Source organism: Albirhodobacter sp. R86504, from assembly GCF_042466415.1.
Lineage (GTDB): Bacteria > Pseudomonadota > Alphaproteobacteria > Rhodobacterales > Rhodobacteraceae > Albirhodobacter.
The window spans coordinates 326,657-349,544 of sequence record NZ_JAXHCH010000002.1 but is presented as its reverse complement, the minus strand read 5'-3'; the positions used below and the strand labels follow the sequence as shown (position 1 = coordinate 349,544).

At 60.2% G+C, this 22,888-nt stretch carries 23 protein-coding genes; 10 read left to right on the top strand and 13 right to left on the bottom strand.

Annotated elements, in window-relative coordinates; translation table 11 throughout:
- Window positions 1-48 precede the first annotated feature (48 nt).
- Window positions 49-546, bottom strand: a complete 498-nt coding sequence (locus tag SJY32_RS03740) for a MarR family winged helix-turn-helix transcriptional regulator (protein ID WP_376871769.1) — start codon at window positions 544-546, stop codon at window positions 49-51.
- A 186-nt stretch (window positions 547-732) separates the two neighbouring features.
- Here SJY32_RS03740 and SJY32_RS03735 point away from each other — a divergent pair, with 186 nt between their 5' ends.
- Window positions 733-1,020 carry a putative quinol monooxygenase gene (locus SJY32_RS03735; protein ID WP_376871767.1) on the top strand — a complete coding sequence of 96 codons (288 nt, stop codon included), beginning with the start codon at window positions 733-735 and terminating at the stop codon, window positions 1,018-1,020.
- Window positions 1,021-1,068: 48 nt separating this feature from the next.
- On the opposite strand, the gene SJY32_RS03730 is transcribed toward SJY32_RS03735, so the two are convergent.
- Entirely contained in the window at window positions 1,069-1,392 is a 324-nt protein-coding gene (locus tag SJY32_RS03730) for a succinate dehydrogenase assembly factor 2 (protein WP_376871765.1), read from the bottom strand.
- Complete coding sequence (locus SJY32_RS03725) at window positions 1,393-1,776, bottom strand: multiprotein-bridging factor 1 family protein (protein ID WP_376871763.1); 384 nt, start codon at window positions 1,774-1,776, stop codon at window positions 1,393-1,395. It lies immediately after the preceding gene.
- Between the two features lie 91 nt (window positions 1,777-1,867).
- On the opposite strand from SJY32_RS03725, the gene SJY32_RS03720 reads away from it, so the two are divergent.
- Window positions 1,868-3,070 (top strand): pyridoxal phosphate-dependent aminotransferase, encoded by a 1,203-nt coding sequence (locus SJY32_RS03720; protein WP_376871760.1) that lies wholly within the window; start codon window positions 1,868-1,870, stop codon window positions 3,068-3,070.
- Window positions 3,071-3,094: 24 nt separating this feature from the next.
- Window positions 3,095-3,505 (top strand): hypothetical protein, encoded by a 411-nt coding sequence (locus tag SJY32_RS03715; RefSeq protein ID WP_376871757.1) that lies wholly within the window; start codon window positions 3,095-3,097, stop codon window positions 3,503-3,505.
- 49 nt (window positions 3,506-3,554) lie between these two features.
- Here SJY32_RS03715 and SJY32_RS03710 read toward each other — a convergent pair whose 3' ends face one another.
- Window positions 3,555-4,304 carry a glutathione S-transferase family protein gene (locus SJY32_RS03710; RefSeq protein WP_376871755.1) on the bottom strand — a complete coding sequence of 250 codons (750 nt, stop codon included), beginning with the start codon at window positions 4,302-4,304 and terminating at the stop codon, window positions 3,555-3,557.
- Between the two features lie 196 nt (window positions 4,305-4,500).
- On the opposite strand from SJY32_RS03710, the gene SJY32_RS03705 reads away from it, so the two are divergent.
- Window positions 4,501-6,015, top strand: a complete 1,515-nt coding sequence (locus tag SJY32_RS03705) for an MATE family efflux transporter (RefSeq protein ID WP_376871752.1) — start codon at window positions 4,501-4,503, stop codon at window positions 6,013-6,015.
- Between the two features lie 120 nt (window positions 6,016-6,135).
- Entirely contained in the window at window positions 6,136-8,091 is a 1,956-nt protein-coding gene (gene parE / locus SJY32_RS03700; RefSeq protein ID WP_376871750.1) for a DNA topoisomerase IV subunit B, read from the top strand.
- A gap of 99 nt (window positions 8,092-8,190) precedes the next feature.
- Here parE and SJY32_RS03695 read toward each other — a convergent pair whose 3' ends face one another.
- From SJY32_RS03695 to proS, 6 genes are all read right to left on the bottom strand, one after another.
- On the bottom strand, window positions 8,191-8,532 hold the full coding sequence (locus SJY32_RS03695; protein ID WP_376871748.1) for a c-type cytochrome: 342 nt from the start codon (window positions 8,530-8,532) through the stop codon (window positions 8,191-8,193).
- 170 nt (window positions 8,533-8,702) lie between these two features.
- On the bottom strand, window positions 8,703-9,383 hold the full coding sequence (locus SJY32_RS03690) for an ABC transporter ATP-binding protein (protein WP_376871745.1): 681 nt from the start codon (window positions 9,381-9,383) through the stop codon (window positions 8,703-8,705).
- Entirely contained in the window at window positions 9,376-10,659 is a 1,284-nt protein-coding gene (locus SJY32_RS03685) for a lipoprotein-releasing ABC transporter permease subunit (RefSeq protein ID WP_376871743.1), read from the bottom strand. The genes SJY32_RS03690 and SJY32_RS03685 overlap by 8 nt, the downstream gene beginning before the upstream one ends.
- A 206-nt stretch (window positions 10,660-10,865) precedes the next feature.
- Window positions 10,866-12,098 carry a cytochrome-c peroxidase gene (locus SJY32_RS03680; RefSeq protein ID WP_376871741.1) on the bottom strand — a complete coding sequence of 411 codons (1,233 nt, stop codon included), beginning with the start codon at window positions 12,096-12,098 and terminating at the stop codon, window positions 10,866-10,868.
- On the bottom strand, window positions 12,095-12,598 hold the full coding sequence (locus SJY32_RS03675; RefSeq protein ID WP_376871739.1) for a DUF2937 family protein: 504 nt from the start codon (window positions 12,596-12,598) through the stop codon (window positions 12,095-12,097). The genes SJY32_RS03680 and SJY32_RS03675 overlap by 4 nt, the downstream gene beginning before the upstream one ends.
- Before the next feature lie 54 nt (window positions 12,599-12,652).
- Window positions 12,653-13,993, bottom strand: a complete 1,341-nt coding sequence (proS, locus tag SJY32_RS03670) for a proline--tRNA ligase (RefSeq protein ID WP_376871737.1) — start codon at window positions 13,991-13,993, stop codon at window positions 12,653-12,655.
- Between the two features lie 124 nt (window positions 13,994-14,117).
- Between proS and SJY32_RS03665 the strand changes: the two genes are divergently transcribed.
- The 5 genes from SJY32_RS03665 to SJY32_RS03645 all read left to right on the top strand — a co-directional run bounded on the left by SJY32_RS03665 (window position 14,118) and on the right by SJY32_RS03645 (window position 20,551).
- Window positions 14,118-14,696 carry a hypothetical protein gene (locus SJY32_RS03665; protein WP_376871734.1) on the top strand — a complete coding sequence of 193 codons (579 nt, stop codon included), beginning with the start codon at window positions 14,118-14,120 and terminating at the stop codon, window positions 14,694-14,696.
- A gap of 136 nt (window positions 14,697-14,832) precedes the next feature.
- Complete coding sequence (locus tag SJY32_RS03660; RefSeq protein ID WP_376871731.1) at window positions 14,833-15,993, top strand: AI-2E family transporter; 1,161 nt, start codon at window positions 14,833-14,835, stop codon at window positions 15,991-15,993.
- Window positions 15,990-16,691: a chromosomal replication initiator DnaA gene (locus SJY32_RS03655; protein WP_376871729.1), complete on the top strand. Its 702-nt coding sequence runs from the start codon at window positions 15,990-15,992 to the stop codon at window positions 16,689-16,691. The genes SJY32_RS03660 and SJY32_RS03655 overlap by 4 nt, the downstream gene beginning before the upstream one ends.
- Window positions 16,692-16,780: 89 nt before the next feature.
- Complete coding sequence (locus SJY32_RS03650; protein WP_376871726.1) at window positions 16,781-18,943, top strand: RNA degradosome polyphosphate kinase; 2,163 nt, start codon at window positions 16,781-16,783, stop codon at window positions 18,941-18,943.
- A gap of 54 nt (window positions 18,944-18,997) precedes the next feature.
- Window positions 18,998-20,551 (top strand): Ppx/GppA family phosphatase, encoded by a 1,554-nt coding sequence (locus SJY32_RS03645; RefSeq protein WP_376871723.1) that lies wholly within the window; start codon window positions 18,998-19,000, stop codon window positions 20,549-20,551.
- Here the strand turns inward: SJY32_RS03645 and SJY32_RS03640 are convergent.
- From SJY32_RS03640 to SJY32_RS03630, 3 genes are read right to left on the bottom strand one after another with little or no spacing between them, the layout of a single operon-like run.
- Window positions 20,548-21,078, bottom strand: a complete 531-nt coding sequence (locus SJY32_RS03640) for a hypothetical protein (RefSeq protein WP_376871720.1) — start codon at window positions 21,076-21,078, stop codon at window positions 20,548-20,550. The two genes, SJY32_RS03645 and SJY32_RS03640, sit on opposite strands and share 4 nt — an antisense overlap.
- Before the next feature lie 3 nt (window positions 21,079-21,081).
- Window positions 21,082-22,185 carry an endonuclease/exonuclease/phosphatase family protein gene (locus tag SJY32_RS03635; protein ID WP_376877556.1) on the bottom strand — a complete coding sequence of 368 codons (1,104 nt, stop codon included), beginning with the start codon at window positions 22,183-22,185 and terminating at the stop codon, window positions 21,082-21,084.
- Between the two features lie 11 nt (window positions 22,186-22,196).
- Window positions 22,197-22,880 carry a TerB family tellurite resistance protein gene (locus SJY32_RS03630; protein ID WP_376877554.1) on the bottom strand — a complete coding sequence of 228 codons (684 nt, stop codon included), beginning with the start codon at window positions 22,878-22,880 and terminating at the stop codon, window positions 22,197-22,199.
- Between the last annotated feature and the right edge of the window lie 8 nt (window positions 22,881-22,888).

The following is a 22,888-nucleotide window of genomic DNA, read 5'->3' as shown; positions in this document are numbered from 1 at the left end:
CGCGCCCCAATCGGCGCGGGCGGCAATCAGGCCGCCCGTAGCGCCCGACTAGTAGATGTAGCGGATTTGGTCGGTCCAGTAGCGTTCCATCCGGCGAAGAACCTGATTGACCTCCTCCATGGCCGGCGCGCCAATGATTTTGCGGCTTTCCATGCCATCCGCGTGGCGTTGGAAGAGATCCGACACCTGATCGCGCAGGCATCGCCCCTTTTGCGTCAACCGGACGCGCACCGAACGTCGATCCAGTTCGCACCGCTGATGGCTCATATACCCCGTCTCAACGAGTTTTTTGAGGTTATAGCTGACGTTCGAGCCTTGGTAGTAGCCGCGCGTTTTAAGTTCGCCTGCCGTCACCTCGTGATGGCCGATATTGAACAGTAAAAGCGCCTGAACCGGATTGATTTCCAGAATATTCAGCCGTTCGAACTCATCCTTGATGACATCGAGCAACAACCGGTGCAATCGCTCCACAAGCGATAGGCTTTCGAGATATCCAGCCATCAGCCCCGGCATAGGGGCTTCCAAAACGGGTGTTTGAATCGTCATTTTATATCTCCGTCGTCCGCTTCCCACAGCGTTTATGGCGGAAAAATGCAAACACGGAGTTAAGCGCCTAAAACCGGACTAAAATTCCACCTAAATTGTCAGAACCTTGGTAGGATGGTGCGAAATCGGCGCAGTGCCCGCTTACGCGCGGCGCATGGGCGGCGGAGCCTCCGGAGGGAAATTTCCATGTCTTTGATCATCTTAGCACAAATCACCGCGGCCCAAGGCAAGGAAGATCTGCTGCGCGAGGCATTGCATCGCTTGATTGCCCCGACACGGCTTGAGGAGGGTTGTATGCAATATGACCTGCACAGTGATAATAATCGGCCCGGATCGTTCGTATTTTACGAAATTTGGGAGACGCGCGAACTCTGGCTCGCCCACCGCAAGGCTCCGCACATGGCCGAACACGCCCGCGCGACGCAGGGCGCGGTCGACAGTGTTATCATCACCGAGATGACGAAACTTCGATAACCCCGAGCGCAGCAAACGCAGACGCCTACCGCGCTTGCTACGCAGATCTCAGGCGGGTTTGGGCGTGTGCCGCGCGCGGGCGAAAGCCGAGATGACGGTGATCAGATCGAGATAAACCTCCGGCGTGGGGGCCGCGCCCGACACCCAAGGGTAGAGCTCTTGATCGTTTTCCGTCAAAAGCTGATCATAGAGATCAAGCTCGGCCGTGCTCATCTGCGCGAGGTGGGCTTCCGAGAAAGGACCCAAGATCAGATCCATCTCCTTGATCCCGCGACGCCAGCTACGCATTTGCATCCGCTTGAGCCGCGCTTCGCGTTGCTCGAACGGTGGTGCGATCACTTCAAGTGTCGGATCGACGTCTTTCTCAGTCATTTAGTCCTCCAGCCGGTCTTCCAGCGCAATCATTCGGGCGCTTACCGCTTCCAACGTGCGGCGCAGATCGCGCAATTCACGGCGCAGCGTGGCTTTTTCGCCATCCTCGGTGCCGCTGTTGCTCGGCCCGTCAACGCCCTCGCCCTCGCCCGACATCAACCACATAAGCGAGACATTTAGCATCCCCGCGAGCATCTGCAACCGGTTGCCGCGCGGCTCCGCGCCGTCATCTTCCCATGCCTGCAACGTCGTCAACCGCACACCCAGCCGCAACGCAAGATCCTCTTGGCTCAGCCCCGCGCCCTCGCGCGCCGCCGCCAAGCGATCCCCGAACGTTGCTGCTGCATCGCTAAACCACTGCTCAGGCTGTTCGGCATCCATCATCGTTCTCCTTATGGGTAAAGAAATAAACTTGATCGGTCTTGGCCGGAAGCCTAAGAGTTCGAGCCGGAAGATACAAACCGGAGTTGCTGAAATGGCGTTTTTGTCCGATACGCTCGCCCGCGTAAAACCTTCACCCACGATTGCGATGACCAATAAGGCGCAGGAGTTGAAGGCGGCAGGGCGCGATATCATCAGCCTCTCCGCCGGCGAGCCTGATTTCGACACCCCTGAAAACATCCGCAATGCCGCGATTGACGCGATCGAGGCGGGTAAAACGCGCTACACGGCTGTGGACGGGATCATTGAGCTAAAGCGCGCGATTTGCGCGAAGTTCAAAGCGGAAAACGGGCTAGAGTATACCACCGCGCAAGTTTCTGTCGGCACGGGCGGCAAGCAGATCTTGTTCAACGCGTTCATGGCCACCCTCAATCCGGGCGATGAGGTCGTGATCCCTACACCGTACTGGGTCAGCTATCCCGATATGGTCAAAATCGGCGGCGGCACGCCGGTGTTTGTCGAGGGCGAGAAATCGCGCGGCTACAAAATTTCTGCGGAGGCTTTGGAGGCAGCGATCACGCCAAAAACCAAGTGGTTCTTGTTCAACTCGCCTTCCAACCCATCCGGCGCAGGCTATTCCGCGGCGGAGCTTAAGGCACTGACGGATGTGTTGCTGCGTCACCCGCATGTCTGGGTGATGACGGATGACATGTATGAGCATCTCGCCTTCGGGGATTTCAAATTCGCGACCCCCGCTGAGGTCGAGCCAAAGCTTTATGAGCGCACGTTGACCTGCAATGGCGTGTCGAAGGCCTATGCGATGACAGGGTGGCGGATCGGATATGCTGCGGGCCCTGTTGAATTGATCGCCGCGATGCGCAAAATCCAATCGCAATCCACCTCGAACCCTTGCACAATCAGCCAGTGGGCCGCCCTTGAGGCGCTAACAGGCCCGAAAGAGTATCTCGGCGAGAGCCGCGCCGTGTTCCAACGCCGCCGTGATCTTGTTGTCGCGGGCCTGAACGATTGCGCGGGGATCGATTGCCCGACACCGGAGGGCGCGTTCTACGTCTACCCCTCGATCGAGGGGCTGATCGGCAAAACCACACCTGCGGGCACGCGGATCACGGATGACGAGGCCTTCGCCAATGCCCTCTTGGAAGAAGCAAATATTGCGGTTGTTTTCGGCGCGGCCTTCGGTCTTTCACCCAACTTCCGCATCAGCTACGCTACGAGTGACGTCGCGCTGACTGAGGCTTGCGCGCGGATCAAGGCGTTTTGTGCATCGCTGACATAACAACCCAAAACGGGGGGCGACAATATGGCGGGTGACCTGCCGGAGTATTATTTCCGAGTGCGCGAAAACGGCGCGAATGTGTTTCGCGTCGATAGCGAGAACCGCCAGCGGCGGATCGAAATGGATCAAATCGCGGTTGTGAACGTCAAAAACGGCGAGATCAAAGCGCAGGGCGACCATAAGCTGACGCCGGAAGAGCTGTCCGAGATCAAGCGCTGGATGGAAGCCCGCACCGCCCTGCTCGCGCGGCGCGATATCGACGACATCCACCGCGCGGTTGATTACCTCAATATCACGACCCAATGGATTCAATCCAAGGCAACGGACGAGCAACTCGACCAAGTAACGGACGATCTGTTGCTCGCCATGCATGATTTGCGCACCGTGCTTGTCCGCAAAAAAGCGGATCGTTTGCTCAAATCGCAAGAGGGTTAAACCGCCCCCACTGTTGCAACCCGCCGTCCTTAAAACGGCGCGCGCGGCTTTATGACGGCGGTGCGGCGGCGTCGTGCTGCGTGGAATTGGCGGTGGGCGAGGCATCCTCGTCACATGTCTCGGCCGCGATCTCCGCCGCGCGTTCAGCCATCATCATCTTGAACGCAGGCCGCGCATGGCATCGATCAAGCCAAGCGCGGATCGCGCCGAACCGTTCCATCAAAGGCGCGTCCAGCGCAGCATAGCGGATGATCTCCGCCATATTGATATCCGCCACCGTGAAGCGACCGCCAACCATCACGCCCTCGCGCACAAGATGGGCCTCCAAAACCGCCAAGGGGCGCAAAAGCTTTGCCCGCAGGTCCGCAAGCTCCGCCTGCCCCGCGTTCGATCCGGCGCGCCCGTGGCTATGAACCCACATGATATCAAGCGCGGCGCCCTCGATGACAGATGTGCCATAAAGCGCCCATTGCTCGATCAACGCCCGCTCGGTGTCATCGCGCGGGCCGATCTCCGCGCCCTCCCACGCCGCTTGCTGCGCGAGATAATTGTTGATCGCAAGGCTCTCGAACAAGATCAGCCCGTCATGTTCGAGAAGGGGCACCATCCCCGCAGGCGATAAGGCAAGAAACTCCGCCGACAACGTGTTGAGGGGCGCATCTTGTGCGCGCGGATCAAGCCCCTGCTCCTCAAGGCGATAGGCCTGCACAACCGCGATGCGCTCCACGTCCAGATCCAATTCGTTGATCAGCCAGATATTGCGCGATGCCCGCGATGTTGCAACTCCGTAAAGTTTCATTCTTCTCTCCCGCGACGGCGCTTGGCGCTCGGATGCCCGCGCCGATCCGTTGGCGCTTTGGGATAAACTGCCCCTCCCTCGCGCAAAAGGAAAGGGGCGGCAGATATTGGGGCGATGTGCGCTTTCGCATGCGCCCAACAAGGTCGGTGGTGCGATGCGGCTTGCCCGATCGGTGTGCGGCAGATACGTGAGAGGGATGACCCAGATTCAAACCCTCCCTCATCATCTCACGCGCACCTTAGTCCTAGGGTTGCCCTTGATCGGCAGCCACCTCGCGCAAATGAGCTTGCATGTCACCGATACAGTCATGCTTGGCTGGTACGGCGTTGCCGAGCTTGCGGCGGTGGTTTTGGGCGCATCCCTGTTCTTTTCGGTATTTATTCTGGGGTCGGGTTTTGGCATCGCGGTGATGGGCTCAATCTCGGCGGCGCTCGGACGCGGCGATGACACCGAAATGCGGCGTTCCGCGCGCATGGCGTTGTGGCTATCGATCCTGTACGGCGCCTTGGCCTACCCGTTTTTCTATATTTCCGGCACCGTCCTGCGCGCATTGGGGCAAGATCCCGAGATCGCCGATCTGGCACAGGCCTATCTGCGCATCGCAGGCATTGGCCTGACGCCTGCGCTCATCATCATGGTTTTGAAATCCTATCTCGCCGCGAACGAGCGCACGCAGATCGTCCTTTGGGTCACGATTGCGGGCGTGGTGTTCAATGCGGGCGCGAATTATCTGCTGATTTTCGGTCATTACGGCGCGCCGGAACTCGGCGTCCGCGGCGCGGCCTACGCCTCTTTGCTAACGCAAAGCCTGACGGCGCTGGCGCTGGCGCTTTATGCGGGATGGTTGCCCTCCTTGCGGCATGTCCGGCTGTTCCAAAGGTTCTGGCGCCCCGATTGGCCCGCCTTCCGCCAAGTCGCCAAACTCGGCGTCCCGATCGGGTTGACGGGGGTTGCCGAGGCCGGTTTGTTCCAAGCCTCGGCGATCATGATGGGCTGGGTTGGAACGCTGGAACTCGCCGCCCACGGCATCGCGCTGGAAATCACGGCCCTCGCCTTTATGGTCCATCTGGGCCTTTCTAACGCGGCCACGGTGCGGGTCGGCCGCGCGCATGGCCGCCGAGACAAGACCGCCTTGCGCCGCGCCTCACTCGCCGCGATCGTGCTGTCTGGTGCGTTTGCTTTGGCGATGGTGGGTGTGTTTCTGGCGGTGCCAGAGGCGCTCGTGTCGTTGTTCCTGGAAGTCGACAATCCGGATGCGGCGCGCATCATCACCTTCGGCGCGATGCTGCTCGCGGTAGCGGCCTTGTTTCAGGTCACCGATGCGATGCAGGCGTTGGCGTTGGGCCTTTTGCGCGGTGTCGAGGATACAAATATGCCGATGTGGATCGCGACGATCAGCTATTGGCTGATCGGGATGCCCGCGAGCTATCTGCTCGCGTTCAAGCTGGGATTGGGCGGCTCTGGGATCTGGTACGGTCTGGTGGTTGGGCTGTCCGTCGCGGGGATTGCGTTGATGTGGCGGTTCTGGCGCCTGCACGGCAACCGCGCCCCCTACCCGACAAAGTCGCCGACGCCCGAGCACCCCGCATCCCAAGGTGCGCCAGCCTCCCCTTACGCCCCGCAAGCCCTGCCCGACGATATGCCGCCTGAACTGCCTGCGATCGGCCCGACAGGTGCGTTGAAATCCGGCGACCCCGAGCGCCGCGTTTGATCAAACATCGGGCAAATGCCCCCTTGCGCGGGTGATCTTCCGCGCGAGTCCTTGCCCCCCCGCCCCGACCTGCGGTATCCACACATTCCAGACCCACAAGATTTTAGAAGGGCGAGCAGCATGGCCGACGATCTTTTGACACCCCAAGAACAAAGCTATGACGCCTCCTCAATCGAGGTTTTGGAGGGGCTGGAGCCTGTCCGCAAACGTCCGGGGATGTATATCGGCGGCACGGACGAGCGCGCCTTGCATCACATGGTCGCAGAGATTCTCGACAACTCGATGGATGAGGCCGTTGCGGGCCATGCGACGCGCATCGAGGTCGAGATGCTGGCTGACGGCTCTGTTCTGGTGCGCGATAACGGGCGCGGGATCCCTGTTGATCCGCATCCGAAGTTCCCCGGGAAATCGGCGCTTGAGGTGATTTTATGCACGCTGCACGCGGGCGGAAAATTCTCCAACAAAGCCTATTCCACCTCCGGCGGCTTGAACGGCGTTGGCTCTTCGGTTGTGAACGCGCTCTCTGATTCCATGATCGTGCAGGTCGCACGCAACAAAGAGCTTTACGAGCAACGCTTCTCACGCGGTGTGCCGCTTGGCCCTGTCGCCAAACTTGGCGCCGCCCCGAACCGCCGCGGGACAACGATCACCTTCCATCCCGATCCTGAAATCTTCGGCGCGCTGAAGCTCAAGCCTGCGCGGCTGTTCAAGCTGACGCAATCGAAGGCATATCTGTTCTCCGGTGTCGAAATTCGCTGGAAATCCGAAATCGATGATGGCGAGACGCCGACCGAGGCCACCTTCCACTTCCCCAACGGGTTGGCCGATTTCTTGAATCTCACGATGACGGGAAACATGACCTACGCCGAGCGCCCCTTCGCGGGGAAAGTCTCGTTCGAGGAGAAATTCGGTGTTCCGGGATCGGTGGAATGGGCGATCAATTGGACGCCTGCGCGCGACGGTTTCATCCAATCCTATTGCAACACCGTCCCTACCCCCGAAGGTGGCACGCATGAGAGCGGCTTCTGGGCCGCGATGCTCAAGGGCGTAAAGGCCTACGGAGAGCTTGCGAATAACAAAAAAGCCAGCCTGATCACCCGCGAGGATATGCTCACGGGCGGCTGTGCGCTGATCTCGATCTTCATCCGCGAGCCGTCCTTCGTCGGCCAGACCAAAGATCGTCTGTCCACCGAGGAAGCGCAAAAATGGGTCGAAAGTGCGGTGAAAGACCATTTTGACAACTGGCTCGCGAATGACACGAAGTCGGCCGGTGCGATCCTCGATTTCCTCGTTTTGCGCGCGGAGGAGCGCCTTAAACGGCGGCAGGAAAAAGAGACCCAGCGCAAGACCGCGACGAAGAAGCTGCGCCTGCCCGGCAAGCTGACGGATTGCTCCGCGAAGAACCGTTCGGGCACGGAACTGTTCATCGTCGAGGGCGATTCTGCGGGGGGCTCGGCCAAGGGCGCGCGCTCGCGCGAGTTGCAGGCACTCTTGCCGCTGAAAGGTAAGATCCTGAATGTGCTTGGGGCTGCGTCCAACAAGCTCGGCTCGAACCAGGAGATCTCCGATCTGTGTGAGGCGCTTGGCGTCGGGATGGGAACGCGGTTCAATGTTGAGGATTTGCGCTATGACAAGATCATCATCATGACTGATGCGGATGTCGACGGCGCACATATCGCCTCGCTTTTGATGACGTTCTTCTTCACCCAGATGCGGCCGCTCATCGATCAAGGCCACCTTTATCTTGCTTGCCCGCCGCTCTACCGCCTTACGCAAGGCGCAAAGCGTCTTTACGTGTCGGACGACGCCGAAAAGGACCACTGGCTGGAAAAGGGCCTTGGCGGCAAAGGCAAGATCGACGTTCAGCGCTTTAAAGGGTTGGGCGAAATGGACGCGAAAGACCTGAAAGAAACCACGATGGACCCGGCCACACGTAAGCTTATCCGCGTGACGGTTGAGGAGACGACACCGGGCGAGACCGGCGATTTGGTGGAGCGTTTGATGGGTAAAAAACCCGAGCTGCGGTTCCAGTATATCACCGAGAACGCGCAGTTCGTTGAAGAGTTGGATGTCTAAACGGTTCTGAAAAACACGCCCTCGGGCGGCATTTTCCTGCGCCGGATGAGATTGGCGACGCAGGTCAAAGCCGTTTGAGGGCGCAACAAAGCCCCCCCCTTAGCGCTGCATCGCCTCGATATACTCTGCCAGCTGAACAAGCCGCGCGGGGGTCGGTGTCTCGATCCCGTCGCCGCTATCATAGGGGATGGTCTCGCCGTCCATCAGGGCCGCGAAAGAGGGCATATCGCCCGCCGACGCGCCCGCGATCGTTCCGTGTTGCTCATAGCCGTAGGTTTTGGACATGACGCGCGCTTTCGGGAATGTCCCGCCATTGTTTTTCGCCAGATATGCAAGTTGTGTCGGCGCAAATCCTGCCTGCGTCGCGACCTCTCCCGCGCTCACCCCGTCGCCGTGGCAACTCATGCAATACGCCTCATAGTCTTGTGCGCCGCTCGGCATGGACGCACCGATATGTTAGGCGCAGGCAAGCAGCGTGAGAGGCAGGGCGAGAGCAAAAAACAGCGGTGTAGGGCGCATGGGGAACCTCATTGGTTGCCCCATCGAACCACTTTGCCCCTGCCGCAGCAACCCCTACCGATCGCCGCGCACCCGTGTTTCTCAGCTGCGCCCTATTCGCTGACCAGCCGCCCCCCGTCCAGACGCAGCACGCGGTCCATGCGATGGGCCAGCTCCAGATTATGCGTGGCGATCAAGGCGGAAAGTCCCGTCTCGCGCACGATGTCCATCAGCACGGCAAACACCTGATCCGACGTCTTGGGATCAAGGTTGCCGGTGGGTTCATCCGCCAAAAGCAGCGTCGGCTTATTCGCCATCGCGCGACAAAAAGCGACGCGCTGAGCCTCACCGCCCGACAGTTCAGACGGGCGGTGATCGGCGCGCGCGGCAAGGCCAACCTTCGCCAAAAGGTCCCGCGCCCGCGCCTCCGCGGCTGTTTGCGCCACGCCGTTGGCAAGCTGCGGCAGGACGATATTCTCCAGCGCGCTAAATTCCGGCAACAGGTGATGGAACTGATAGATGAAGCCAACATCCTGACGCCGCGCCTGCGTGCGGCGCTTGTCATTGGCGGCGGAGAGATCCTGATCGTTGAGGCGCACAGTGCCGCTATCTGCCGTATCCAAAAGCCCTGCGATATGTAGCAGCGTCGACTTTCCTGCCCCCGAGGGCGCGACCAAGGCGACCACCTCGCCCGCCTTGATCTGCAGCGTGACATCGCGCAGTACGGAAATCTCGCTCGGCTTTCCTTGGTTATAGGTTTTCGAAATGCTGTTGAGATCCAGAGTGTTATTCATAGCGCAGCGCCTCGACAGGGTTCATCCGTGCGGCACGGCGCGCGGGGAAGATGGTGACGATGAAAGACAGCCCCAACGACAGCGCGACAGAGCGCAGCACATCGGCCAGACGCAGCTCCGCCGGAAGCTCATAAATCCCGCGGATGGACGGGTCCCAGACATCGGCGCCGTTCATCCAATTCACGAAAGCCATCACCTGATCGATATAGGCCGCAAAAAGGCACCCCAAAATCAATCCCATCAGCGTGCCAATGATGCCCGTGAAAGCGCCGCACAGGAAGAAAACGCGCAAGATTGATCCCTCTGTCAGGCCCATCGTGCGCAAAATCCCGATATCGCGCCCCTTGTTTTTCACCAGCATGATCAGACCCGAGGTGATGTTCATCGTCGCGATCAAAACGAGGATCGACAAGATCACGAACATCACATTGTCTTCGATCGTCAGCGCCCTGAGGAACGCGCCACTTTCATCGCGCCACGTCCAAACAAGGGTCGCGGGGCCGGTTTGGAACAATTGCGCGATCGTCGGGTCAAGCGTTTCGGGATCGGTAACAAAAATCTCGATTTCGTCGGCCGCCCCCTCGCGGTTGAAATAGCTCTGCGCCTCAGCGAACGGCATATAGATCCGCGTGCGGTCGATGTCCCAACGGCCCGCCGTGAAGATGTAGGTGACCTCGTAGGCATTGACGCGCGGGCTGGTGCCAAAAGCGGTTCTGGCCCCGTTCGGCGAGATCAGCTTGACGCGGTCCCCGACCTCGACCCCCAATTCGCGCGCAAGGCCCGAGCCGATCGCGATCCCCTCGCCAAACCGCGCGATATCGCCCTGCGCCGTCTGTGCGTTCGCCACGCGCGGGATCGTCGCCAAATCTTCCGCCGTGATCCCGAAGACCTGCGCCACCCCCGAATAGTCACCCTGATTTGCCATGACCTGCCCGCGCACCAAAGGTGCGGCGCGCGTTACGCCCTCAATCTCGCGGATTTTGGCAGCGCGTTCGGTGTAATCACGGATCTGACGGTCGGTGCGACCATTCGCATCCGTCTCCATGGCTTTATAAACGGTGATATGTGCGTTGGAGCCAAGGATCGTATCCACGAACTCCGCGCGGAATCCTGCGCGAACGGCAAGTGTGACAATCAAAGCGGCGACGCCAAGGGTGATGCCGATCAGTGAGATCCATGTCATCACCGACACGCCGCCCTCGGATCTGCGCGCCCGCAGATAGCGCCACGCGATAAGAAATTCGAAACGAGAGAAGAAGGGTGTTTGGCCCGACATGGGTCTACCTGCTGGTTGTTTGGTGCAAACTGTAGGGCGGCACGGGAAAGGTCAAGCACGGCGCGGTCACGAAACCGCCGGACGCGCCCCTCGTACCCGCGCGGCCTTGGCCGGTGGCCATTGAAGGCAACGGACCTGCGCCGCCCCGACTTCGTAGGAGCGCCCGGTCCTGCCCGCAGCTTTCCTGAATCAGGCGCTAAAGCCCCCTATTCAGCAAGCAGATCCTCATAGCGCGCATCTGTCAGGGTTTTGAGGAAAGCCACCAAGGCATCGATACGCACATCTTGCAACCCCGGCCCCGTTTCAAGCTCGGTGAGCGACAGGGTCTGCGGCACCTCGGGTTCCGCCCAAGGCTCGCCCGTCTCGGGGTTGATCGCACGCGCTGGATTGCGCGAGTTATATTTGTCATAGAACAAGATCACGGTGCGCAAATCGTTAAAGACGCCATTGTGCATATAGGGCGCGGTGACGGCGACGTTGCGCAGGGTCGGGGTTTTGAACTTCCCAAGATCGTTCGCATCCCCCGTGGTCAGGGCCAGGCCTTGATCGATATCCGTCACACCGTTGAACATCCGCACGGCTGCGTTGGCCGGCGTGCCGATATTGTGGAAGCGGTAGTCGCTGAACGTCTCCCCCGCTGCGCCGCCGAATTCGTTGAGCTGGTGGCACAGCGAGCAATTGGTGAACTGGTTCGAGAAGAACAGGACGCGGCCCAGTTCTTCTTCGTCGGTCATCTCATATGTGCCCTGCAAATAGCGATCATACTTGCTATCGAAAGGCGCGAACGTATCTGTAAGCTCGAACGCTTCAATCGCGGTTGTTGCGGCATTCAGCGTCGCGACAGGATCGGTATACGGATCGCTGATGCCCGCAAATTTCAGCAATGCGGCGCGGTGAATGGCATCCTCGCCAAGGCGTTCTGCGACAGCGGCCTCGGAGGGCATGGCCATTTCCACAGGATTGAGCGGCGGCCCCGCAGCCTGATCGGCCAAGCTCGCCGCGCGCCCGTCATGGAACTGCCCTCCGCGCCATTCGCCTTTCTCGTTTTTGCCAAATTTCGGCGAGAACCGAGCGTAGGCCGCCGTCGGCGTGTTGCGATCACCGAAACTTGCCCCGTCATCCCCCAGCGACACCGCCCGCCCCGCTTCAGTTTCGCGCGGATCAGTAAAGGCGGCATCGGGCGCGTGGCAGGTCGCGCAAGCCATCGTGCGATTGGCGGACAGGTTGGTATCGTTGAACAACACCTCGCCCCACGCGGCAAGGGTCGCAGGCGCCAGCGTGATATCCGTAGCCTGCTCCGCGCGGCGTGCATCCGTCGACGCGACAAGACCTGTCGGCCCCTGCAAAAGCGGCACAAAACCAAGCGCAAAGACCCCCATGCCGTAGAGGGCTAGCCCGCGCAGGAAGGGGCGATTATCAAGTGAGCGGAAAAGAGTCATGCCTGTTCATACTCGGGTGTGCGGCGCCGGAACGGGCGCAAAAACGCCCCCATAACCACCGAGAGCAAGACCCACGAGGCAAGAAATCCGATACCACCCGCATAGAGCCCCGCCAAGGTGAGCGGGATCGCCGGCGCGAAATCATCCCATGTAGCCTGCAACGTTTTCGTATCGCGGAACCGGTGCGGCAACACAATGCGCTCTAGCGGACCCGCGGCGCGCAACAGGGTAAGATCACTCTCGATCCGCGAGAGCCGCGCGAACGCCGTTTCCATATCGGTCCGGTGCGCCTCGCGGAATTCAGAGCCGGACAGCTCCTGCAACGCCCCCTCGCGCGTCAATCCCGACGCGACCGCCGAAGCGTCAAATTCCTGCGTCACCTGTTGCAGCGCATCATACTGACCCGCAAGACGTTGCAGGTAATGCTGTGAGAATTCGGGGAATTGCGAGGTGGTCGCACCACCCGCCAAGGCCGCGATAAAGATGAGGTGACGTATCATTCAAACTGGCCTCGATGGATGAACGCCCCCGAAGCGATCCGGGGGCGCAACCTTTTATTTATGCGCCGCGTAGATTTCGACAAGCTTCTCGACAGCTGCTTGCGCCGTCATCTCGACGCTCTCGCCCGAGCGGCGCGAGGTCAACTCGACCACACCATTCGCCAAGCCACGCGGGCCGACGGTGATCCGCCATGGCAGACCGATCAAATCCATCGTCGCGAATTTGGCCCCTGCGCGGTCATTGCGATCATCATAAAGCGTGTCGAGGCCGGCTTTTCCGAGCGCTTTGTAAAGCGCGTCGCAGGCCGCATCTGTGCCTTCGTCGCCTTGCTTGAGGTTCACGAGGCCCACGTCGAACGGGGTCACGCCCTCAGGCCAGATGATGCCTTTATCGTCGTGGTTCGCCTCGATCAATGCGCCGAGCAAGCGCGACACGCCGATCCCGTGCGAGCCCATCTCCACGGGCACGCGGCTGCCGTCCGGGGTGACAACGGTTGCGCCCATGCTTTCGGAATACTTGGTGCCGAAGTAGAAAATCTGGCCCACTTCGATCCCGCGCCCCACCTTACGGTGCTCTTCAGGAACCTCCGCATAGATCGCCTCGTCATGCGTCTCGTCGGTGCGGGCATAAAGCGTGGTGAACTCGTCGCAGATGGCTTTGACAGCATCGCGATCATCGTAATCCACTTCGCGATCACCAAGCTTCAGATCCGGCACGCGCGCATCATAAAACACTTCCGACTCGCCGGTCTCGGCCAGCACGAGGAATTCATGCGTATCATCGCCGCCGATCGGGCCGGAATCCGCGCGCATTGGAATAGCTGTGAGGCCCATGCGCTCATAGGTGCGCAGGTAGCTGACCATATGACGGTTGTAAGCGTGCAGCGCGTCTTCCTTGGTGAGATCGAAGTTGTAACCATCCTTCATCAAGAATTCGCGTCCCCGCATCACGCCGAAGCGCGGGCGCACCTCGTCGCGGAATTTCCACTGGATGTGATACAGCGTCATCGGCAGATCTTTGTAGCTGTTCACATGGCTGCGGAAGATGTCGGTGATCATCTCCTCATTGGTCGGCCCGAACAGCATATCGCGATCATGGCGATCCTTGATCCGCAGCATTTCCTGCCCGTAATCATCATAGCGGCCGGATTCGCGCCACAGATCGGCTGGCTGCAAGGTCGGCATCAACAGCGGGATGTGACCGGCGCGGATTTGCTCCTCATGGACGATCTGCTCGATGCGCTTGAGCACTTTAAACCCAAGCGGCAGCCACGAGTAAATGCCCGCGGCTTGTTGTTTGATCATCCCCGCACGCAGCATAAGGCGGTGCGATACGATCTGCGCCTCGGCGGGGTTTTCTTTGAGAACGGGCAGAAAATAACGAGTGAGGCGCATGGGGAACTCTGGGTTAGGAGTGTTTGGAAATTGGCTATCGGAAATGCGGGAATGAGGCAAGTGTGCCTTGCGGACCCTGCCCCGCGCTGCCAAACTCACCCAAAAGGCGACACGGTTTTTTACAATGAATTTTAGCGATTTGCCCGATTGGGCACTTTTGGCGATCCTCTGCGCGCTGGCGGCGCTCTGGATCGGGCTGCGCGCGCTTTTCAAATCGCGCACGGGCGCCCGAAAACCCGCGCCAAAACCTGTGCGCCCGCAGCGCCACCGCCCCCCCCACGCCCCGCGCAAACGCCCTTGGAAAACGCTGGTCTTGGTGGATGGGTCCAACGTGATCCATTGGCGGATGAATGAGGGCTTGGACCTCGCGCCGAGCCTGGCGCCGCTGCTCGATGTGATCGCGCAGCTCAAGGCCGACAACATCGGCGCAGGCGTGATTTTCGATGCAACGGCGGGCTACAAACTGCATGATCGCTTCATCGGCCATGACGAATTCGCGATGATGATCCCCGATGCGGAGGATATTTTCGTGGTCCCCAAAGGCACCAACGCCGATGATTACCTGATTGATATGGCGATGCACGAAAACCTGCGGATCATCAGCAACGACCGCTTCCGCGATCACCCCAACGCCAAACGCGTCACCAAACAGCGCGGCGAAATCGTCAACGGGCAGATCCGCCTCGCGCAGCCGCGAAAATGAGCGCAGCCCCCCTAAAAGCCCCCTGTCAGTGTGATGTGCACCGCGCCCTAGCTCCCGCATCTCCCGCGCTCTTGATCTAGTCTCTCGCACGCCCACCTGATATGTGCGGTGAAAGATCAAAATCTTGGAGTTGATCATGGCACTACCAGTGCGCGAACAGGCAAAATATTGGGGAATCGCCTTGGCGGTTTTGTTCGTGGCGCTCTGGGCGCTGGGGTCGGTGATGCTCCCCTTCCTCGTGGGCGGCGCGATGGCCTATTTCATGGATCCGATTGCCGATAGGTTGGAGCGCGCGGGCTTTTCACGCATCGCGGCGACGGCGCTCATCGCGCTCATCGTCAGTCTCGGCGCAATTGTATCGATCTTGTTGATCGTGCCGACACTTGTGCGCCAAGCCGCGCAGCTCGTTGAGACGGCGCCCGAAATTGCTATGCGTTTACAAGGATTTCTGGCAAACCAGTTCCCCACCTTAACGCAAGACGGTTCGGTTTTGAACGAAACGATCACCAAGTTGGGCGAGGCGATTCAGGCGCGCGGCGGCGAGCTTTTAACCGGTGTCCTGTCCTCCGCCGTGGGCGTGTTGAACTTTATCGTCTTCATCGTCGTCGTGCCGGTCGTCGCCTTCTACATGCTCAACGACTGGGATCGGATGGTGGCGAAAGTGGATGGATGGCTGCCCCTCGATCACCGTGAAACCGTGCGCGACATCGCCCGCGAAATTGACCGCGTTCTGTCGGGATTTGTGCGCGGGCAAGTCTCCGTCTGCGTGATTCTCGGCACATTCTACTCGGTCGCGCTAATGCTGGCGGGGTTGAACTTCGGCCTCGTTGTCGGCGCATTGGCAGGCGCGGTGACCTTCATTCCCTACGTTGGCGCCATCATCGGCGGCGTTTTGGCAATCGGCCTTGCGCTGTTCCAGTTCTGGGGTGATCCGGTCAGTATCGGCATTGTTGCGGGTATTTTCGGCGTCGGGCAATTCCTTGAGGGTAACGTTATTACGCCGAAACTTGTCGGCTCCTCGGTAGGCTTGCATCCGCTTTGGCTCATCTTCGCGCTGTCGGCCTTCGGAACGCTGTTCGGGTTTGTGGGTATGATCGTCGCCGTTCCCGTCTCGGCGGTGATTGGCGTTCTGGTGCGCTTCGCCTTGGATCAATATCTCGAAAGCAAACTGTTCCGCGGCGAAGTGGGCACCGACCCCGAGCGGTTTGAGGAAGAAAACGTCGCGCTCGCCCAAGCCTTGGCGCAAACGCATGACCTGCCCCCAAGCGAGCCCATGAACGACAAGCCTGTCGGATGAGCGAGCAACTGGTTTTCGACCTTGGCGTGCGGACGGCGCGCGGGCGGGACGATTTCTTCGTCTCCGCGTCCAACGCGCTGGCCCTCGCCACGCTGGATGCACCATCGGCTTGGCCCTCCGGCAAGCTGATCGTCGTCGGTGAACCGGGCGCGGGGAAAACCCACCTCGCCGCCATCTGGGCCTTGGAACATAACGCAGCCGTGGTGAAAATGGCAGATCTGCGGGCCGACGACGCGCCGCGCCTCGCACAAAGCGGCGCGGTTGTTGTTGAGGATGCTGACCGCCTGACCTCGCGGGCGCAGGAGGAAGCTTTGTTTCACCTGCACAACCTCGTGCTGGCGCAGGGCGGGCGACTTTTACTCACCGCCCGCAAGGTGCCGCGCGATTGGGGTGTGGAGGGGTTTTCGATCGGTCTGCCCGATCTGATCAGCCGGATGCAAGCCGCGTCGATCGTGCGCCTCGATGCCCCTGACGAGGCATTGCTTTCGGTTGTTCTGGTCAAAATGTTCTCGGATCGGCAAATCCTTGTTCCGGCGGCGCTGATCCCTTGGCTGGTGACGCGAATGGATCGCTCGATGGAGATGGCGCGGGCTTTGGTCGCCGCCCTCGACAGCCGCTCATTGGCGGAAAAACGTGCCGTGACGCGCGCAATGGCCGCGCAGGTGCTGGACAGTCTGGACGCGCGCGCGCAAGATTGATCCAACACGGTGACAGACACCCGCAGGAATTCATTTCGGCCTGCCGAAACTGTCACGCAGCCATTACAAAGCCCCCTTAAGAGCGCAGTATGACACAAGCAGATTTCCTCAAGTCGCCCTTCCCCGCCCCCGTCACCCTCCCCGAGGAGGAAACGGCTGGCCCAAAACGATTTTTCAACCGCGAGATGTCGTGGCTGGCCTTCAATTGGCGCGTGCTCGAGGAGGCCCGCAACCCGCGTGTGCCGCTCCTAGAACGCCTGCGGTTCCTGTCAATTTCGGCTGGCAATCTCGACGAGTTCTATACCGTCCGTGTGGCCGGTTTGCGCGAGTTGATGCGCGAAGGAAATATGGCAACATCCGACGATGGCCGGAGCCCCTCCGAGCAGCTGACGATCATTGATACCGATGCGCGCCGCCTGATGGAAACCCAGCAAACAAGCTGGAACCGGCTCAAGCGCGAGATGGAAACGGCCGGCATTCATGTCGTCACGCGGGCGAAGCTGACGAAACGCGATCTCGAGTTCCTCGAGGCGCATTTCCTGAACAATGTCTTCCCCGTCCTCTCACCTCTTGCGATTGATCCGGCGCATCCGTTCCCGTTTATCCCGAATACCGGCTTCTGCCTCGCGTTGGAACTCGAACGCAGCTCTGACCGCCGCCACTTGCAAGCCCTTCTGCCGATCCCCCAGCAGATCGACCGCTTCGTCCGCCTTCCGGGCACGGCGCGTTTCTTGCCGCTGGAGGAGCTTTTGCTGCTGAACCTGTCGTCCCTATTCCCCGGATATGAGGATGTGGGGCATTGCGCCTTCCGCGTGCTGCGCGACTCGGATCTCGAAGTCGAGGATGAGGCGGAGGATCTGGTGCGCGAGTTCGAGACCGCATTGAAACGCCGCCGTCGCGGATCGGTGATCCGGATGAAAATCTCGGCAGGCGCGCCCGATAACTTGCGCGAGCTGATTATGGAGGAACTCCATGTCAGCCCAGATGAGGTCATTGAGGTCAAAGGCTTGGTTGGCGTTGCCGATCTGAAGGAACTCGTGCTGTCGGAACGCCCCGAGCTGCTCTGGCCGGTGTTCACACCGCGCGTCCCCGAGCGCGTGCAAGATCACGACGGCGATATGTTCTCCGCGATCCGCCAGAAAGACATGCTGTTGCACCACCCCTATGAGACCTTCGATATGGTGGTGCGGTTCTTGCAACAAGCGGCCGCTGATCCCAATGTTCTGGCGATCAAACAAACTCTTTATCGCACCTCAAAAGATAGCCCGATCGTCTCCGCGCTATGCGAGGCCGCCGAGGCGGGCAAATCGGTGACCGCCCTCGTCGAGTTGAAAGCGCGGTTTGACGAGGCCGCAAATATCCGCCAATCGCGGCGGTTGGAACGCGCGGGCGCCCATGTCGTTTACGGGTTCATGAATTACAAAACCCACGCGAAAATCTCCACCGTGGTGCGGCGCGAGGGCGACAAGCTGGTGACCTATACCCACTATGGTACGGGCAACTACCACCCGATCACCGCGCGGATTTATACCGATCTGAGCTTATTCACCTGCGATCAGGCATTGGGCCGCGACGCGACGAAAGTGTTCAATTACCTCTCCGGCTATGTGCAGCCTGAAGGTCTTGAGAATCTGTCGATCTCGCCTTTCTCAATGAAATCGCGCCTTATCGAATTGATCGGCCGCGAGGCCGCCCATGCGAAAGCGGGACGACCGGCGGAGATCTGGGCGAAGATGAATTCGCTGATCGAGCCTGAAGTGATCGACGCGCTGTATGCGGCGTCAAATGCGGGGGTGAAGATCACCCTGATCATCCGCGGTATTTGCGGCGTGCGCCCGGGGATCGCGGGTCTTTCGGAGAATATCCGCGTCAAATCGATCGTTGGTCGGTTCTTGGAACATTCGCGCATCGTGTGCTTTGGCAATGGCCATGCCCTGCCCTCCAAACATGCGCGGGTGTTCTTCTCCTCCGCCGATTGGATGGGCCGCAACCTCAACCGCCGTGTTGAAACCTTGGTCGAAGCGAAGAATGACACGGTGAAGGCCCAAATCCTCAGCCAGATCATGGCCGCAAACCTCGCGGACGAATCGCAAAGCTGGGTGTTGCAGCCAGATGGGAAATTCATTCGCCACCTCCCTGAAGGGGGCGAATTCTTCAACTGCCATCGCTTCTTTATGGAGAACCCGTCGCTATCGGGTCGGGGTTCCGCAGGGGCAAAAGACGTCCCGAAGCTTGCTCATACGCCCGAGTAGGCCTAATCCTTCATAGGGCTCACCAATTTGTGAGTCGCAGCTTGGACGGACGCGATGCCCTCAGACAAACGCGGAGCCGCAAAACGCGGTGAGTGGGAGCCCTTCGGACGCTCGCTTTTCGATGATCCATCCGTTCGCGGTCTAGACCGTGTCGGCGTGGTTGATATCGGGTCGAACTCGGTGCGGATGGTGGTGTTTGACGGCGCCGCGCGCTCGCCTGCATATTTCTACAATGAAAAGGTTATGGCCGGTCTGGGTCAGGGTTTGGCCGAAACCGGCCGGCTTAACCCGCAAGGTCGCATTCGTGCGCTCTCTGCCCTGCGGCGCTTTGCGGCGCTTGCAAAGGGGATGGAGGTCTCGCCTTTCACCGTTGTTGCCACCGCCGCGATGCGCGAGGCCGAGGATGGTCCGGAGTTCCGCCGCCTGCTGGAACGTGAGACAGGCCTGAAAATCCACGTCATCGACGGCGACGAGGAAGCGCGCCTCTCCGCGCAGGGTGTTTTGCTGGGCTGGCCGGAGGCGAACGGGCTGGTGTGTGATATCGGCGGCAACTCGATGGAGCTGGCCGATGTCCGCGACGGGCAAGTGGGCCAACGTGTAACGTCGCCGCTCGGGCCGTTTCGCCTACAACAGATTGAGGGCGGCCGCGCGGGGATCGTCGCGCATATCAAAGGCGTGATGGCTGATCTCGCCGCGAAGATGGGCACGGATCACGAACGCATCTACCTCGTTGGTGGCTCATGGCGTGCAATTGCGCGCTTGGATATGGAGCGGCGGAATTATCCGCTGACAGTTTTACACGAATATTCGATGGGTCCACAGGCGGTCGCGCAAACAATTGCGTGGATTCGCAAATCGGATATGAACGAACTCCGCCAAAAGACCGGCACCTCCTCCGCGCGGATGGAGTTGGTGCCATTGGCGTCGATGGTGCTTTTGGAATTGCTGCATGCGTTCCGCCCCAAAGAGTTTTGCATCTCCTCCTACGGTATTCGCGAGGGGATGCTTTACGAACAAATGCCCGAACGGTTGCGGCGGCGCGATCCGCTGATCGAGGCGTGCCGCTACTCCGAACGCACGATGGCGCGGGTGCCGGGGTTCGGTAAAAAGCTCTACGAATTCATCCTGCCGCTCTATCCTCGTGCATCGGAAAGCAAGCTGCGCTTGGTGAAGGCGGCATGCCTGCTGCATGATACGACGTGGCGCGCGCATCCCGATTACCGAGCGGAGGCGTGTTTTGACAACGTCACGCGCGCAAATATGGCTGCGTTGAGCCACCCCGAGCGCGTTTTCCTCGGGCTTGCGCTGTTGCACCGGTACAAAAATTCGCGCTCCGGTTCCGCGATGGAGCCGATGTTTGCCTTGTTGAATGAGGACGAGATCAAACAGGCGGAAGTTTTGGGCAAGGCCCTGAGGTTCTCGTCCATGTTCACCATCCAATCCCCGATGGATGCCGGCGCGATTCAGCATTTCCCAAAGCGCAAAGTGCTGCAACTGACGTTGACGAAACGGGGCGTTGGATTGTTTGGCGAAGTAGTGGAATCTCGGTTCAATTCGCTGGCGAAATCATTGGGCGCGACGACCGAAGTCATCCGCCCAGAAGATTAAAGGTCAATCGCATCGCCGTTTGAAAGCCCCTCAGGCGCCGCGTCGGGTGTGGTTCTCGGGCTGAACGGCGGCGCATCGCCCTTGCGACGGATGACGATATCGCCGTTGGGCAGTTGAACCGGCGCCTCATAATGGCGCATGTCCCCGATCATCTCCGAAAGGTCGCGCAGCGCTGGCTGAATCTCGGTCAATGTATCGCCGATGCCATCGCGCAATTCTCCAAGCGCGGGCGCCATTTCCTTACGCAGCCCTTCAAACAAAAGCTCCGCCCCGCGCGACAGCATATCCGCCCCCGCATCGAAATCCTCGACCGAGCTCGTGCCCCCGTCCTGATCCGTTGCGCCGTCAGATAACTCGTCAGATAATTGGGGCGCGGGCTGGGGTATCTCGGGCTGCGGCGCGGGCTGGGGTTGTACGGGCGCCTCGCTTGGCGTGGCCTCGTCATTGGACCACCACCACGCGCGCGCATCACCCGCGTCAAGCGGCGTGAGCGATAATCCCAGCAGGAAGGCGGTTGCGTATCTCATGCGCTAGATATGGGCGTCGCAATGCGATCTGTCATCCCCCTTAACGGGAAGTTTGCTCACATCGATGTCAATCGAGACCGGAAAATGATCCGACGCCATCAACAAAGCCTCGCGCAGCTCGGTCGTTTGATAGCATTTCGCATCGTCAAACGGATGCCAAATGCGCCAATTCTTCGCCGCGGCGCACAGATTGCGCGAGACCATAATGTAATCAAGCATCGCCGCGAAATAGCGTTTTTCCTCAGCATTATAGAACCGCGCTGACACCGGCGCAGCGAGCGTGGGCCGCGCGAGGATGCGGGCGGCATGAGGATCGAAAAGTTGCTGCGGCGTGGGGCGGTCCTCGCCCAGAACGATCTCCACGCTGGAGCGCCCGAAGAGCTTCTCATATTCGTCGAGCCCGGGACCGTCGTTGAAATCGCCCAAGACAATCAAGGGCGTCGACGCGGTCTGCGCATCTGGCGCGAGCATTTCATCCACCCGTCCGCGCAGCCAGATTGACTGCGCCAGCTGCTTGCGACGGTTCTCAATGGCAATGCGTGTCGCGGTTTCGGCGGAGGTCGCACCGTGGGGCGCCTTTGACTTGATATGCACACCAATCAACCGCAGCTCGCCCCCCTTCCCCGCGCCCGCGTTCAGCGTGACCGCCACCTCGAACGGAGGTTTGGAAAACGTAACCAGATCGGGTTTGGCATCGATATCGAGATCGATCTTATAGCGCGCATCGAAGCGGGGCGTTCGATCATCCTCGGGCACGGGCGCGCCGCATGGCGCATGGCGCGCCGAAAGAACATCGGGATCGAACAAGATCGCAATCTCTTGCTGCGTCTCATTCGCAAACCCCATCAACGCACGCCGCGTCCGCAAACCAAAGCGCGCCGCGAATGTCTCCAACATCGGCACGGTCGCACGGCGCGAGTTGGTATCGGGCGCCTCGATAATCATGATCAGATCGGCGTCCATCGCGGTGAAGGCAATCGCCAAGGCCTCAAGTTGCTCCGCGCGGGTGATCCCGTAGCGCGCCGAGGGCCCGTCATCTGCGAGGATCTCGCCATTGCGATCGAACAGGCCCGTAAACCATTCGGTATTATAGGTGGCGATCCGCAGGCGGTTCGCGGTCATGCCGCCTCGCGGGTGCGAATTTCATCCCACGCTTGCGTCACCGCGCGCACACGCTCTTGCGCGAGACGCACGGCTTCTTCCGGCATCCCCCGCGCCATCGCACGGTCAGGGTGGGCATCGAATATCGCACGGCGGAAGGCGGCTTTCGCGACCTCCAGCGGCGCATCTGCTTCCAGCCCTAAAACCGCATAAGGATCGGGCGCCGCATCCGGCACATAGCGCGATCGAATACCGCGATAGCAGCAGGCGTGCAGATCGAAAATCCGCGCGACCTCTTGCAAAAACGCATCCTCGGCTTCGTGATAATCGCCATCCGCAATCGCGATATGGAACAGGCCTTCCAAAATATCCTTGAGCACTTCTGCCCCCGGCCCGAACATCGCGGCAATTTTCGCGGCCCATTGCTCAAATCCTGCCACATCCTGCCGCGCGAGGTTGAACACTTTGGCCGCGTTCGCTTCCTCCGACGCCGGAATGTGGAAAACCTCGCGAAAGGCGCGCACCTCCGATCGCGTGACCTCCCCGTCGGCCTTCGCCATTTTTGCCCCCAGCGCAATCACCGCGATTGTGAAAGCGACCGATCTCTCGGGCGGGGTGCGCAGCTTGTCAAAGACAGAGGTCAACCCCTCCCCGCGAGCAACAGCTGCGAAAGCGTCAACGATACGGGACCAGAGGCTAATACGTTCCA